Annotated in this window: 14 protein-coding genes and 1 pseudogene; 7 read left to right on the top strand and 8 right to left on the bottom strand. The window is 54.6% G+C overall.

Going from position 1 to position 13683, the window contains the following annotated elements:
- Positions 1–46 precede the first annotated feature (46 nt).
- The 6 genes from KHO53_RS14930 to sodC form a co-directional block, all read right to left on the bottom strand.
- Positions 47–1879 carry a DUF3732 domain-containing protein gene (locus KHO53_RS14930; RefSeq protein WP_213570457.1) on the bottom strand — a complete coding sequence of 611 codons (1833 nt, stop codon included), beginning with the start codon at positions 1877–1879 and terminating at the stop codon, positions 47–49.
- Positions 1880–1950: 71 nt separating this feature from the next.
- Complete coding sequence (locus tag KHO53_RS14925) at positions 1951–2418, bottom strand: three component ABC system middle component (protein WP_213570456.1); 468 nt, start codon at positions 2416–2418, stop codon at positions 1951–1953.
- On the bottom strand, positions 2411–3565 hold the full coding sequence (locus tag KHO53_RS14920) for a hypothetical protein (RefSeq protein ID WP_213570455.1): 1155 nt from the start codon (positions 3563–3565) through the stop codon (positions 2411–2413). The genes KHO53_RS14925 and KHO53_RS14920 overlap by 8 nt, the downstream gene beginning before the upstream one ends.
- Before the next feature lie 235 nt (positions 3566–3800).
- A complete protein-coding gene (locus tag KHO53_RS14915) occupies positions 3801–4307 on the bottom strand; it encodes a hypothetical protein (protein WP_213570454.1) in 507 nt (168 codons plus the stop codon).
- Between the two features lie 760 nt (positions 4308–5067).
- The gene (locus tag KHO53_RS14910; protein ID WP_026001347.1) at positions 5068–5373 is read right to left on the bottom strand and encodes a HigA family addiction module antitoxin; all 306 of its coding nucleotides are present in this window, start codon (positions 5371–5373) and stop codon (positions 5068–5070) included.
- A gap of 72 nt (positions 5374–5445) precedes the next feature.
- Positions 5446–5958 carry a superoxide dismutase family protein gene (sodC, locus tag KHO53_RS14905; protein ID WP_010223486.1) on the bottom strand — a complete coding sequence of 171 codons (513 nt, stop codon included), beginning with the start codon at positions 5956–5958 and terminating at the stop codon, positions 5446–5448.
- A gap of 139 nt (positions 5959–6097) precedes the next feature.
- Between sodC and KHO53_RS14900 the strand changes: the two genes are divergently transcribed.
- Entirely contained in the window at positions 6098–6574 is a 477-nt protein-coding gene (locus tag KHO53_RS14900) for a GNAT family N-acetyltransferase (RefSeq protein ID WP_213570453.1), read from the top strand.
- Between the two features lie 52 nt (positions 6575–6626).
- Positions 6627–7253 (top strand): annotated as a pseudogene (locus KHO53_RS14895) (bestrophin family ion channel); the annotation flags it as partial.
- Positions 7254–7275: 22 nt separating this feature from the next.
- On the opposite strand, the gene KHO53_RS14890 reads toward KHO53_RS14895, so the two are convergent.
- Complete coding sequence (locus KHO53_RS14890) at positions 7276–7575, bottom strand: addiction module antidote protein (protein WP_010223489.1); 300 nt, start codon at positions 7573–7575, stop codon at positions 7276–7278.
- A gap of 1 nt (position 7576) precedes the next feature.
- Entirely contained in the window at positions 7577–7870 is a 294-nt protein-coding gene (locus tag KHO53_RS14885; protein ID WP_036993896.1) for a type II toxin-antitoxin system RelE/ParE family toxin, read from the bottom strand.
- Between the two features lie 425 nt (positions 7871–8295).
- On the opposite strand from KHO53_RS14885, the gene KHO53_RS14880 reads away from it, so the two are divergent.
- The 5 genes from KHO53_RS14880 (at position 8296) to KHO53_RS14860 (ending at position 13652) form a co-directional block, all read left to right on the top strand.
- Positions 8296–8532, top strand: a complete 237-nt coding sequence (locus tag KHO53_RS14880; protein WP_081492801.1) for a hypothetical protein — start codon at positions 8296–8298, stop codon at positions 8530–8532.
- A gap of 334 nt (positions 8533–8866) precedes the next feature.
- Entirely contained in the window at positions 8867–9547 is a 681-nt protein-coding gene (locus KHO53_RS14875) for a hypothetical protein (protein ID WP_213570452.1), read from the top strand.
- Positions 9548–9611: 64 nt separating this feature from the next.
- On the top strand, positions 9612–10139 hold the full coding sequence (locus KHO53_RS14870) for an RNA polymerase sigma factor (RefSeq protein ID WP_026001351.1): 528 nt from the start codon (positions 9612–9614) through the stop codon (positions 10137–10139).
- Positions 10132–11103 (top strand): FecR family protein, encoded by a 972-nt coding sequence (locus KHO53_RS14865; RefSeq protein ID WP_213570451.1) that lies wholly within the window; start codon positions 10132–10134, stop codon positions 11101–11103. The genes KHO53_RS14870 and KHO53_RS14865 overlap by 8 nt, the downstream gene beginning before the upstream one ends.
- Before the next feature lie 107 nt (positions 11104–11210).
- Positions 11211–13652, top strand: coding sequence for a TonB-dependent siderophore receptor (locus KHO53_RS14860; protein WP_213570450.1), 2442 nt, complete (start codon positions 11211–11213; stop codon positions 13650–13652).
- The last annotated feature ends 31 nt before the right edge of the window (positions 13653–13683 follow it).

The raw sequence follows: 13683 nt of genomic DNA, 5'->3' as shown, positions 1-13683 counted from the left end.
AAAAGGGGCCGGGATCATGACGATCCCGGCCGGGACTGAGCTATTGCTAAATTAGAGCGTTATCACCGTGCCAATCAGCTCGGACAAACTTCTTAAAATTATACTTACCGAGGTTTAGATTCTGGGCGTGGTCCAAGATGATGACCTGAGGGTAAAAGCCCACCTCGGGTCGAATGCGATGTATTTCACGCAAAATCGTCACGTAAAGCTCCTGCACTTTATCCGTGTCCTCGCTGTTCGGAGAATTAGGATTTGGAAAATACACTTGACTAGGTTGATCCAGAAACAAAAAACTAGGAACGCTTGACCCTGGAGAGTTACAAAATAGACGTAGCATTCCCATAGACGCTGCGAGGTGAAAAGCTAGCCAGTTTGCACCGCTCCCCATGTCCGACAACGCCACGTGTCCGAATTTTTCATCAACATGCAGAAGACTTAGCTCATCGAGCTTCATTTTCAGATTCGGTGGCCTAAACTCCTCCTCAAAATCCAAATGAGCACATAGCGTACTCATCCATTTATTCAACTTAGCTTCAGCGCTTGAAATTGATTTGGCGAAATCATAATCAGAAAATTGCTTATTGAGTAGATTTAGCTCTTTACGCAGATCCTTTAAAGCCGATGCATCTTCGTTACCTACATCACCCACTACCCTTATCGCGAAATCTATCTGGACCTTATAGTAATTCAATGCATCCGTTAGGCTCTTGTATTTTTTAAAATTCTCCTCGAATAAATCAAGTGTTTTCAACTCATCCTCAAGCCTCTTGATCTCGGAAATTAATTCCCTTCGAGTAGCGCGAAAAGATTCAAGCTGTTCAGAATCGTACCTGGCAAAATTTGCCATCGACGCAATTTCTGAGTTTAGGCTATCCATCGCAGTTACATATTTACGGGATTCCTCAAGCATCTCCGGCACATCCTGACTGCACACAGGGCACGTGACCATATCATGTGCTACGGCTACACCTCTTGCTAAGTCATTTTTATGGTGTATCAGCGTCTTATTTGCATAATCCCTAACTGTTTCTATCTGCTTTATTTTTTTATTAGCCGCGCTTAGCTCAAGCTGTTTCGCCGCTAACTTCATCGCCACAGACTCATACCGGCGAGTCGTATCGGTCTTTAAATAATAATCATCTGCCAGACCCGGAAGACTTTTCCCAGCTTTCAACACGTCCTTGGTCGTGACCAAATTTGGAGGTGTGATATTGATCAACGCGTAGTAGCTTTCAATAAGTTCTTTCAGCCGATCACCATACTTGGAGCTTTCTTCAGCATTTCGCTCTGCATCGCGTTCAATTCGCTTAATTTTTAACTTTAACTCATCGACTTGTCGTTTAACACTAAAGTAGTCATCATTAACCAAGCCTAAAAATATCGGCAACTGATCCAAAATATCCTTACGTTTAAATACATCCTCCATTTTAGAAAACAAGGCATGTTTGCTGGCAATCAGATTTTGATACTGATACAGAAACGGCGTCATGTTTCTTATGCTAGCTTTTCCAGATTTCCGTTCTGCGTCAGCCGGGCTCGGATTGACAACTCTAAGCCCAATATACCTCTCAATATCATCTTGCCCTGCCCCTTTGATCTTTAAAAGAGGCAGGCTATCAAAGTACTCAATATTGAGCTTGTGAATTATAGAATAATCACTTTCAAATCGAACATGAATTTTTGATGCTCCATCGAGTTTCCATGCCGGCCTTGCAATGATTAAATAACCTTCTTTTAAGCGCAGCACAACACAAAAAAGCTTTGCGTAGGATTCGATCTTGCCTTTAGGTATGGTATTCAAACTTGAGCACAAGCAGTAATCGACAATTTCAATTAACGCACTTTTTCCGCGTTTCGAAACACCAGTGACGATGTTCAAGCCTTTCGTCAGCCTAAGACACCGACTAGTCCCATCATTACCAAAAATTCGAATTTGCTTTATATAGCAGTTCATACCTTGAAAACTCCAAGCTTATAGAAGCAAGCCGCGAGATCTTCCTTAGAGAAAATCATTCCTAAATTTCGCGATGCCTTAAAATATTCTTTAGCTGCATGACTTGTATACGCTTCTTTTTTTGGCACATAGTCAGGTGCATTACTAATTTCCAGACCGAAATTATGCCCTCTCGCGGAATACGCCAATATAGCGCGCTTGGTATACACTGAATAGTTGTTTACGGCCAGTTGAAGCGCCAATACCCTTCTACGCTTTTCATTGGTATCGAGAAATGCAGAGTACACAGTGCTTGTGCTTTTAAGAGCCACTAATGGTTCACGAGAATCACGACGCAACACTAATGGTATCATCAGATAAACGAGCTGAAACGGGACGGGCCTTCCATATCCACAAACAAAATGCTCAATAAAATCGGCCAACCAAAAAGGACTAAGTGCAAGCGTGATTTTTTCGTCAATCATCGACATCCAGCTCCGTTATACGCCAACAAAATTCAGAAGTATTAACATAAGAATGCAACATTCCTCTATTGAACTTCTTGGCCTCTGCACTTCCGTCGGTTCCGCCCACCCGTACATTTCTAAGTGAAGTTACATATAGCTGCTTGGACGCTCTGACTAACGCATCTTCAGTAATAGGTGCTTTTGCTAATTCCAAGCAACTGCTTACCTTATCGAGATCAAGATCATCTCCAATCCCCTCTTCTATTTTTTGAAATTCTTTCAAAATAAAGGGATCTTCGTCAGCGGTGATGCCCACCGTCAGCGTGTAGTAGTAATAATCTTGGGCCGCCGAGAAGACCTGCTTCTCATAAGGGATGAACCTGATCTGCTCAATGCATCTATGCCGAAATATCTCCTCCCCGCACGTCGTGTGTTTTAGATCAGGATAGTAAAGCACCCCTCCATTGTTTATCACGGCGGTTTGGGTTATCAGAAAGTGATGTATTTCGTCTCGCTCTATGTCCCAAGCGCCAGGTGCAGTTATTCCTTTTACTGCAATCATGCCTAGAAGCGATCTGACCATATTAGCTCTAGACTTAATAGGAGTTGCCGAGAAGGCAATATGCGCTACTAACCCATTGTAAAGTTTCAAAGCTCCATCGGAAGAATGCTTTATAGTCACTCGCGATAGGATGCAGGCTAGCTTTTCTTGATCGTAATCAGAGCTAAATTCGTATATTTTATGCACGTACGGGATGATCGTTTTAAAAGAAGTCGGCTGATCAAGTATCTCATCCGCCTTCATTTTAAGATTGCTATATCTGTCGTGAGGAGCCGCAGCATTCCATTGCCCTAACAATGACTCTGCACGAACAATCGAGCTGGTCAAGAGAACCAAATTTGAAAACGTTTTCAGTAAATCGTAGTTATCAACCCAGTTTTTTAGCGTTTTCCAAAAATCGACATGTGTATCAACGAGCACATGCTCTGGGTTGTCGTGATGTTTAATCTCATATTGGTAGTCAGCTGTAGTGATATCGCCCAGCTGCTCAAGATTTATTATCGCGCCAGCGGGCGCTTCTAAGCATATCTTAAGCACCATTAAATACTGGTAGAGATTTCCAAGCTGGCTCAGTGCCGCATTATTTTTCGCTGGTGAAGCCATTTTTAAGCTCCATCTTTTGGCAAACTCATGCCACTCATAGTCTCTTCCTAATATCAGGAGTTACCGTAATCACCGACGCCACCAACATCCTGAATTCCTTTTCTCAACAGTTGAGCGCTCTTAAACGCTTATTTCGTCATGCACACATCCACTTTTGGTCAGCTTTGGCTGAGGTAGTAAACGGTGCAGGGAGCAGACGAAACCGCACTGGCCAACAAGCCATAAAGGATCTACCTCACAAGAATCTGAGTTTGCGCACCACGTCTAAGGCCCCTTCGAGCAGCTGGGATGCGTGCTCAAAATTGTCTCGCTGCCCTTTTAAGTCATACGCCCACTTCGTGCCGTGAAAAAAATTGTTCCTGAATCGATACACAATCAGTAAAGACGCGCTCAAGCAGTCCGCGTGGACATTCGTACTTCCACACAATGCGGATAGGGTATGAGCTCGCGATTTCTCGTCGTGGAAAAACAAATTTTCAAAATACTGTGTCGGTTTACCGTCTTCCACGTAGCGCGCCTGGAAGTAATCAAAAACCGGGGTATGCCAGCAGCTCTCAAGGTGGCCGTCGCGCGCCCATCGCTCTGCTAACTCGACAATTTTGCCCGGGGCAGCGTTCGTGCCCAGCGCTTGAGCTTCGAACAGCGTCCACAGGATCGTAAATACATGGATAGCTGTCATCTCTTCCTGCGACAGCGTCGCCAAACCAGGTGCGAACCGTTCCATTCCAATCAGGTCCTGCATGCGTCCTCCATGAATTCACCATAAGCGCGGGCACTCAATATGGCACAACGCCACACATTAAAACCATCCACCTTCACGCCTTTGCAGGCAAAACCACTGGCGGGTCTGTACATTTTGTTTTGACGTTATTGATGTCGTTAATAGAAGCGGTCGCAGCCTCCTCTATGGGGCGCTCTCTGCCGGTCATAATCACGAAGCGCGTTGGCGAAAACGGAAAGGTAGCGAGGCTTGAGCGGGAGGGAGCTGGTGCGCTGTAGCTGCCTGACGGTAGTGATCTCTGACTCATATGTATGACAGCAAGAGCCGAAAGCAAGTGCTTGTGAGCCGGTATTCGAACTGGGTAGAGATGCGCGGATCGGCGGACGTCGCCGATAATGTTTGGGGCGCCCTAGAAACGATCGATCGAAACGAGGAGTTCATCAAGATAACGTTTGCGGTGCTCATGACGCCCGACTAATCGCGAAAGTTTGCCATGTGTCGGTTCGGCATTTTTGGCAGACCAAGGAGTCTATCCGTAACCAGTTTCTTGTAGATATTATTCACAGCTCGTCGGAAATTGGATGGAGTAATCCGATCAAGCTTCCATCCACACCAGTCCTTATTGGAGGCAGGTAGGGTGTACACTTCACGGTACAACGTGGAAGTGTACACATGCAAAAAACTATGTTAATTATACAGTTATGCTATTGTTCGAGTCTCCCTCGGGCACCAAACGCAAAAAGAAACCGACCCTAGGGTCGGTTTTTTTGTGCCCGGCGAATCAAGCGCAAGCCACCAGGCGCTGCACCTGCCGGTGGATTTCCTCACCGTGATTGAGCTCGGCAGTGCGCAGGTCAAACGCCGTCTGCAGGTTGAGCCAGAACTCGGGGGTGGTGTCCAGGCAGGTGGCGAGGCGCAAGGCCATGCCTGCCGATACACCGCGACGCCGAGAAAGAACGCCATGGATCGAAGTGGCAGATACGCCGAGCGCACGAGCCAAAGCGGCAGCGCTAACACCCATCTCGCTTTGGAAGTCCTCGCGCAAGACCTCTCCTGGGTGGACCGGACGCATGGCGTTCTTGCAGATCATGATGCACCTCAGTGGAAGTCCGTAGTTTCAACACTTACAGGCTTAGCGCATTGCGCAATGGATTGCCCGTCACTGCACCACCCCACACGCAATCCGCGCCCCACCACCACCCAACGCCTGTGGGTGATCGCTGTGGTTATCACCGCCGCCATGCACCATCAGCGCATGGCCCTTGAACTCTTCGGCCTTCAGGCGTGGCGCCAGGACCGGATAACGGGCAGTGCCGTCGGCGCTGACATACAGGGCCGGCAAGTCGCCTTTATGCCCGGCATCGTCGTATGGGCCCAGGTGTTTTTTACTCTGTTGCGGATCCCAGTGCCCGCCCGCGGCACCTGCCGGTGTGGTCTTGCCATCGGCGGTTGCCGGTGCACAGGAAGGCTGTTCGTGCAGGTGAAAACCGTGTACGCCCGGCGGCAAGTCGCGCAGGTCAGGCGTGAGCAGGGTGCCGTATTGGTTCTGCTCGAGGGTGATGGTACCGACCGGTTTGGCGCTGCCGTCGGCGCCCACCAGGGCCAGTTCCACAGTCTGGGCCTGGGCGGCGCCCGCTGTTGCCAGGGCGGCAGTGAACAAGAGTGCTTTCATGGTGTTGCTCCTTGTGGGTCGATGCAGCCGAAGGGCACCTTATCAAGGAGACCCTTGGTCCAGCGTGGGGATTGCATTACCGGCTTTGTCAAAATGTGTAGGATCACTGTCCCCCCTCATTTGCAGATCGAGTCGCGCCATGCAATTGACCCACCGCCCCGTCCAGCCCCACGACATCGCTGCCATTTGCTGCTTCCCCCAGGGCCCGGACGAGCTGTTCTACATGTTCCCCAAGGCCAGGTACCCGCTGACACCCGCGCAACTGAGCGAGGCCATCGCCCAGCGCAGCGGCTCGACCGTGGTCGAGGGCGACGGGACCGTGCTGGCCTTCGCTAACTTCTACAAGGCAGAGCATGGTGGCGTTTGCGCCCTTGGCAATGTGGTGGTGGCCCCCGCCGCGCGCGGCCATGGCGTAGCGCGCTATCTGGTGCAGAGCATGATCGAGCTGGCGCGCCGTCAGTTCGAGGCTCGCGAGGTGCAGGTGTCATGTTTCAACAGCAACACCGCCGGGCTGCTGCTTTATCCACAGCTGGGCTTTGAGCCCTTCGCCATCATCGAACGTGAGGGCCCCGGCAATACGCGGGTCGCACTGGTGCAGATGAAGCAGGCGCTGTAGCCGATCGATGGGCTGCAACGAACCTTGAGCGTGCGACGGCGTTCGATCCCGTGCGCTGGTGGTGCTGGTCAGCTTTCGCAACAGCAGCGCCTACAACCGCTGGTGGGAAGCGCGCACCTTGTGGGGCGGGCTGGTCAACAGTTCACGCAGCTTTGCCCGCCAGGTGCTGACGCTGATCGATGATTTGGATGACGGCGTCAACCCGATCAAGACGACATTGCTGCGCCGCCATATCGCCTATGTGAACTGCCTGGCCGCACACCTTCGCGGCGAACCGTGCCCGGATGAACTGATGGCCTTCATCCCGCCCGAAGAATTCGACCGGCGCAGCCGCTCGAACAACTTCGCCAACGACATCCTCACCGGCTCTGCGGCGCTGCTAACCCGCGAATACAAGGCCGGGCGCCTGGACAGCATTCGCCTGGCGCGGCTGGAATCGACCCTGGTCGACCTGTCCAACAGCCAGGGCGGCATGGAGCGCATCGCCAACACGCCCCTGCCCTACCCTTACGTGTATTTCCCGCGGCTGTTTATTTCGCTGTTCTGTTTGCAGAGCCCGTTCCGGATCAGTGAGCATCAGATTCAGATGGATGCGATTTGTGAGACCATCGAAAGGAATTTGGAGTCGATGCAACGGGATGCGCAGTGTGGGGAGCTGGTTGGCGAATCTACCCATTGACGTGCAATCGAGTGCGGGCGACTCAGAGTCTCGACGAAGCATGAGGGTGGGCCAGAAGATCAATCCCTAGCGCCCGGATGACCTTCAGTACAGTGTCAAAACGAGGCTTCGCACCGGGGGTCAACGCCTTGTACAGGCTCTCGCGCCCCAATCCACTGGCAGTTGCGATCTGGCTCATGCCGCGAGCCTTGGCGATATAGCCGAGGGCGCGAATCAGTTCGTCATGATCACCATCCGCCAGCACTTGAGAAAGGTACTCGCTGATTGTCTCATCGCTATCGAGCAACGCGGCCATATCAAACGTAGTAAGTGACAAACTCATATCAAATTTCCTTGGCCAGCTTCCTGGCCAGTTGGATATCAACAGATTGCGATGACTTGTCACCACCTGCCAACAAAACAATGACTACACCGTCCCGAGCCGTGAAATACACCCGATAACCCGCCCCCACATCGATGCGCATCTCGCAGACCTGACCACCGACGGACTTCACATCTCCCAGATTTCCCGCCGTTACACGCTCTATTCGCCGTGCGATTGCCACCCTTGCACGCATGTCGCGTACGGAAATCAACCAAGAGGTGAATCTGGGCGTTTGCAAAACACTGTATTTCAAGGCTCACACCAATGTATCCCTTTGGATACAAGCAAGCAACCAGCAACCCACACCTCTCATCGCCTGGCCAGAAATTTGGCCGGGTTATGCAGATGCCTGAAGATGGCAACAATGACACCGAGAGAGAGGTTGCTGGATACCGCTGCTTCGCTGTTTCGTGTAGTCCATTTCCCAAGCATAATCCCCAAGCACTTCAGCTGTTGCGCCTGCATCGCTAGCTGCCTAGTCTTGGCCGGTCGTTGCCAAATCAACGACCGGTTTTGACAGACCGCTGTTGATACAGTCGCACTGCTCTATGGCAGCTGTGCGTGGGGCACATTCGTGTGCGCCGGTTCCTGTATCACCGGTCTGTCAACCCACGTACTGCTGCCACCCTCCTGTTTGACAGCGGGTTTGTGGCGGCTCGACCGATACAGGAGCTGACCATGCTGAAAATAGTCCCCGATCCCCCGCTTCTCTCCACCGATTCCCCTCATTGCCTTGAAGACATCCTGGTTCATGCCGGCGAGCATCTGGCCTGTGCCCTGGCTGTCGGCCAGCAAGCGGTGTTGTTGCATCCCGATAGGCATGGGCAGGCGCTGGTGCGTACTGCCCTGCACGAGATGGAAACGGCGCGCTGGCGGGTTGAACAGGCGCTGGCCTGCGTTCAGGTAGCCCACTGATTACGAGCGCTTTGCGCTCGATCGCTGGCAAGCCAGCTCCCACAGGGTTCGGCGCATGCCGATCGTTTGTGGGAGCCGGACTTGCCGGCGATGGGCGGCGCAGCCGACCCGGGCATCCCCAGCGAACAGGCACTGGAGCACGCCTCGCTAGGTGCCAGCGAAGAAGACCCCACTCTGGCCTGGGCCGCGCACCTTCTGGACGAGATGGCAAGGCGATTGTTGATGACATGGGCCTGGGTTTGCAGCAGGCCGAGCACGCAACAGGTAAAACCCAGTGAGGATTTCGCCCGCGCGGCCGTTATCCTCAAGGTAAGACCCTGCGCCCGAGGTAACGATGTTTCAACAATGGAGCGAAATGCTGCAGCTCTACAAACGCAGCCGCCCGAACTATTGGCACGCGATTCGCCACAATCCGCTGGCAGCGCACCTGTTGCCGACCTGGCTGGTGGTGCTGGCAATCATTCTGGTGGTCAGCGCGTCCTTCAGCGTGCAACAGCACCCGCTGGGACCGGTTACGGTGATGTTCAGTACCAGCCTGTGCATGTGGGCGCTGTTGCTGGCCCGTGAGTACTTTGTCGCCGAGCAGTTCAAAAGCCTGTATCAACGCCACGCCATCGCCAGCCAGCCGCTGCTGCAGCGCGACAGCTACCTGCGCTATGCACATTTCCTGCAGATGCTTGAACAGAACGCTGTCAGTGCGGCCCAGGCGGCCGAGATCGTAGCGTTTGCGAAGATTTCCGAGAACCCGCCCAAGTCGTTGAACCTGACCCAGAACGCGATGTTCGTGGCGATCATGGCCTTCCTCGCCACCATTGCCGCCGAAAAGGCCAAGTTGACCGAGCTGTGGGCGTACGGCAAAGGCAACCTGGTCATCCTGCTGACCTTCGCCGTCCTACTGGTGCTGTGGCTCGGATTGATAGTGGTGCGCGATCACCTGCATTACAAGGAACGGATCATCCGCTACCTGGAATGGGCCAGCCATGATCTGCCCGCTCGTGAAACCCCTTGGAAATGAGACTCACTCTTATTAGTATGCGCGACTCGCGTGGGGCGAAATCAGGGTGGCGGGGGCTGTGGCCGTGGAGACGAATCAACAAAAGCTCAGCACGCTTTTTATCGGGCAGCGCAGTGCCTTGATCCGCATGCTGTCGCGAGTCGTCGGCTGCGCCAGCCTGGCCGAGGACCTGGCGCAGGAAACCTATCTGAAAGTGGCTAAAGCGCTGAACACCCGACCGATCGAGCATTTGCACCCGTTCCTCTACCAAACCGCCCAGTACCTGGCATTCGATCACTTGCGCAGTCAACGAAGCAAGCGTCGCTTCGAAGACCCGTACGCGGATGAAAACCTTGTGGTGGAAGTGCCGACCAGCGCGCCTGGCCCGGACAGTCACGCCCAGGGCCAGCAACAGTTGCAACAGTTTCAGCAAGTGCTCGCAACCTTACCCAAACGCCAGCAACAAATCCTGATATTGCATAAACTGCATGGCCTTGCCCAAGCTGAGATTGCCCAGCGCCTGCAGGTTTCTCTGAGCACGGTGGAAAAAGACCTACGCAATGCGCTCACTGCCTGCATTAAAGCCACCGACATGCAGACCGCCCATGACTGAAGCATCCCCCCTCCTCATTCCCGGCGAATCGGCCAGAGAGCAGGCAAGCTACTGGTTCGCCCACCGTGCCCAGATCGCCAGTGATCAGGCAACCCGCCAGCGCTTCGAGCAGTGGCGCGGTGCCGATGCAGAACATGACGCAGCCTATGCCGAGCTAGAAGCACTGTGGAACAACCGCGCGTTCGAGCAGGCTCTGCAAAGCCTGGAAGTCGATCTGGGGTTGCCACCCGCGCCTGTCCAGCGCTCCTGGCGACGCCCAATGCGCCAATACCTGGCCACCGCCGCTGCCGTACTGCTGATGCTCGGTGCCGGCTGGATGGCCGATGTGCCGATGCGCTTGCAAGCCGAGCACCTGACCGCCATTGCCCAGGTCGAACACCTGGAGCTGGCTGACGGTTCGCATATCGTCCTGGGCAGCAACAGCGCAATCAGCACCGCGTTTGACGGTCAATCCCGGCATATTCGCTTGCTGCGTGGCGACCTTTACATCGAAGCCTTTCACGACGCCGCGCGCCCGTTGATCATCGATACCGGCGAAGCCAGGGTAACGGTGGTCGGTACTCGCTTCAGCGTCAGCAAGCGTGACAAGCAAGTCACCGTTGCCGTACGCGAAGGCCGGGTACGCTTCGCCAACAACGCCGGTGACAACAACCTGCTGCTGGCCGGTAACTGGCAACAACTCAAGGCCGGGCACCTGCAACCTGCGCACCAGGAAGGCGGCGAACGGCAGATGGCCTGGATCAATGGCCGCCTGTCGTTCCAGGATGCGCCGCTGGCCGACGTTCTCAGCGAGTTGCGCCGCTACTACCCGGCGCCCATCCTGCTGTTCAACAGCACTGCCGCCACTCAACGCGTCAGCGGCAATTACCAGTTGGATGAGCCCCTGGCGATTGTCCAGGCGCTGAGCAAAGTTACCGCCACACAGGTCACCCGCCTGCCCGGCGGAGCCCTTGTGGTTCGCTGAGCGACACCAGCCGATCACACCGGTGAAAAAAGTTTTACGGCTTTCGAGCTTTCAACCCGTCAAGGTTTTTGCGCTTGCAAATAATTCCTATTCAGAACGGGGCTCGCATGCACCTTCCAGCACTCCACCCAACCCACGCCCATAGCATCCTGGCACTGGCCATCTACCTGGCCTGTAGCAACGCCATAGCCGCCGAGATCATCGACACACCGATTGGCAACCAGGTGTTGAGCACCCACGATTTCGCCATTGCCGCACAACCACTGGCCAACGCCCTCGATCAATTGAGCGAGCAGAGTGGCTTGCAGATCGCCTATTCGGCAGATCTGGCCCAAGGTGTGCAATCGTCCGGTGTCAGTGGCCAGATGACCAGCCAACAAGCGCTGGCCCAACTGCTGGCAGGCACACAGCTGGGCTTCGAGCCCAACGGCGCGAATGCAGTCATGCTCGTGCGCCGCCCTGCCCCGGGTTCGGCACTGGAGCTGGGCGCCACCAGTATTATCAGTAACCAGCTAGGCACGGTTACCGAAGGTACGGGCTCCTATACCCCAGGCACTATCGCCACGGCAACGCGCCTGGTCCTGACACCCCGGCAAACCCCGCAGTCGATCACCGTCATCACTCGCCAGCACATGGATGACTTCGGCCTCAACAACGTTGATGACGTGATGCGCCATACACCCGGCATCACCGTCTCGGCCTTCGACAGCGACCGTACCAACTATTACGCCCGTGGTTTTTCCATCAACAACTTCCAGTACGACGGCATTCCCTCCACCGTACGCAACGTCGCCTATTCGGCGGGCAATACCCTGAGCGACATGGCCATCTATGACCGTGTCGAGGTACTTAAAGGCGCCACAGGACTGTTGACCGGTGCCGGGTCCCTGGGCGCCACCATCAATCTGGTGCGTAAAAAACCCACCGCTGATTTCCAGGGCCACGCCAGCGCCGGGATGGGCTCCTGGGATAACTACCGCAGCGAACTGGACCTCAGCGGGCCCCTGACCGACACCGGCAATGTCCGTGGCCGGGCGGTGGCGGCCTACCAGGACAAGAACTCGTTCATGGACCACTACTCGCGTAAAAGCTCGGTGTACTACGGCATCCTCGAGTTTGATCTGTCACCTGACACGATGTTGACCGTGGGCGGCGATTATCAGGACAGCAACCCCAAAGGCTCGAGCTGGTCGGGGAGCTTCCCGCTGATCAACTCCGCGGGTGGTCACAACAGCGTCTCGCGCTCGTTCAACAACGGCACCGACTGGAGCGGCTGGGAGCAATACACCCGCACCGTGTTCGCCACCCTCGAACATGAGCTGGGCGATGGCTGGGTCACCAAGCTGCAACTGGACCACAAGATCAATGGCTACCATGCCGCGCTTGGCTCGATTCAGTTCGACCAGCCCAAGCCCGATGGCAGCGCCAGCATCAACGCGCAGAAGTACACTGGCGAAACCACCAGCGACTCGGCCGATCTCTATGTCAGCGGGCCCTTCACGCTACTGGGACGCGAGCATGAGCTGGTGCTGGGTGGTTCGATCGGTACCTCGCACTGGAAAGGCAAGGGCTACTGGGACGTGACCCATCGCGGTCCCAACATTGTCGATTTCAATCATTGGAACGGCAATTTCCCCGAGCCTGACTGGGGCCCGGTGTCCCAACGTAGCGATGATGTGGTGCGCCAGACCGGCGCCTACATGACCACCCGGCTGAACCTCAGCGATGACCTGAAAGTCTTTCTTGGCGGTCGCGTCGTGAACTATCACCTGACAGGCCTGAACCCGTCCTACAAGGAGTCGGGACGCTTCGTGCCTTACGTCGGCGCAGTCTATGACCTCAACGACACCTATTCGGTGTACGCCAGCTACACCGACATTTTCATGCCCCAGGAAAGCTGGAACAAAGACCGCGACAGCAAGCTGCTCGAACCGGACGAAGGGCAGAACTACGAGTTGGGCCTGAAGGCGGACTTTTTCGAAGGCCGCCTGAACAGCAGCCTGGCCTACTTCGAGGTGCATGAAGACAACCGCTCCATGCCCGATGATGACTACAACAACCTGCAACCCACGCCACCCAACTACGCCTTCAAAGGCACCCAGGCGGTGACTAAAGGGTATGAGCTGGAGATTTCCGGGGAGCTCAGCCCGGGCTGGCAGTTGCAGGCCGGCTACACCCACAAGATCGTGCGCGATGACAATGATCAAAAGATCTCGACCTTTGAACCGGAGGACCAGGTCAGCCTGTACACCAGCTACAAGCTCAACGGTCGCCTGGAAAACCTGACCGTCGGCGCCGGCGCGCGCTGGCAAAGCGTGGGTTGGCAATCGATCTACAACGCCCCTCTCGGGCATTACCAAGACATCTCCCAGGAGTCCTACTGGCTGGTGGACCTGATGACCCGTTACCAGTTCAGCGAACACCTGTCGGCAACGCTCAACATCAACAACCTTTTCGACAAGTACTACTACACCAACGTCGGTTTCTATAACTCGGCGGCTTATGGTGAGCCACGCAATTTCATGCTGAGCACCCGCTGGGACTTCTGATCCGGGCACATCGCGGTAAACAAAGCCAGCG

The sequence above is a fragment of the Pseudomonas sp. RC2C2 genome (genome assembly GCF_018390435.1).
GTDB classification, from domain to species: domain Bacteria; phylum Pseudomonadota; class Gammaproteobacteria; order Pseudomonadales; family Pseudomonadaceae; genus Aquipseudomonas; species Aquipseudomonas donghuensis.
This window is presented reverse-complemented; position numbering and strand designations above follow the sequence as displayed.

Coding starts and splice junctions, on each gene's coding strand:
- KHO53_RS14925 (WP_213570456.1), bottom strand. CDS start 2,418: ATGATTGACGAAAAAATCACGCTTGCACTTAGTCCTTTTTGGTTGGCC.
- KHO53_RS14920 (WP_213570455.1), bottom strand. CDS start 3,565: ATGGCTTCACCAGCGAAAAATAATGCGGCACTGAGCCAGCTTGGAAAT.
- KHO53_RS14915 (WP_213570454.1), bottom strand. CDS start 4,307: ATGCAGGACCTGATTGGAATGGAACGGTTCGCACCTGGTTTGGCGACG.
- sodC (WP_010223486.1), bottom strand. CDS start 5,958: ATGAAAGCACTCTTGTTCACTGCCGCCCTGGCAACAGCGGGCGCCGCC.
- KHO53_RS14900 (WP_213570453.1), top strand. CDS start 6,098: ATGCAATTGACCCACCGCCCCGTCCAGCCCCACGACATCGCTGCCATT.
- KHO53_RS14890 (WP_010223489.1), bottom strand. CDS start 7,575: ATGAGTTTGTCACTTACTACGTTTGATATGGCCGCGTTGCTCGATAGC.
- KHO53_RS14880 (WP_081492801.1), top strand. CDS start 8,296: ATGCTGAAAATAGTCCCCGATCCCCCGCTTCTCTCCACCGATTCCCCT.
- KHO53_RS14875 (WP_213570452.1), top strand. CDS start 8,867: ATGTTTCAACAATGGAGCGAAATGCTGCAGCTCTACAAACGCAGCCGC.
- KHO53_RS14865 (WP_213570451.1), top strand. CDS start 10,132: ATGACTGAAGCATCCCCCCTCCTCATTCCCGGCGAATCGGCCAGAGAG.
- KHO53_RS14860 (WP_213570450.1), top strand. CDS start 11,211: ATGCACCTTCCAGCACTCCACCCAACCCACGCCCATAGCATCCTGGCA.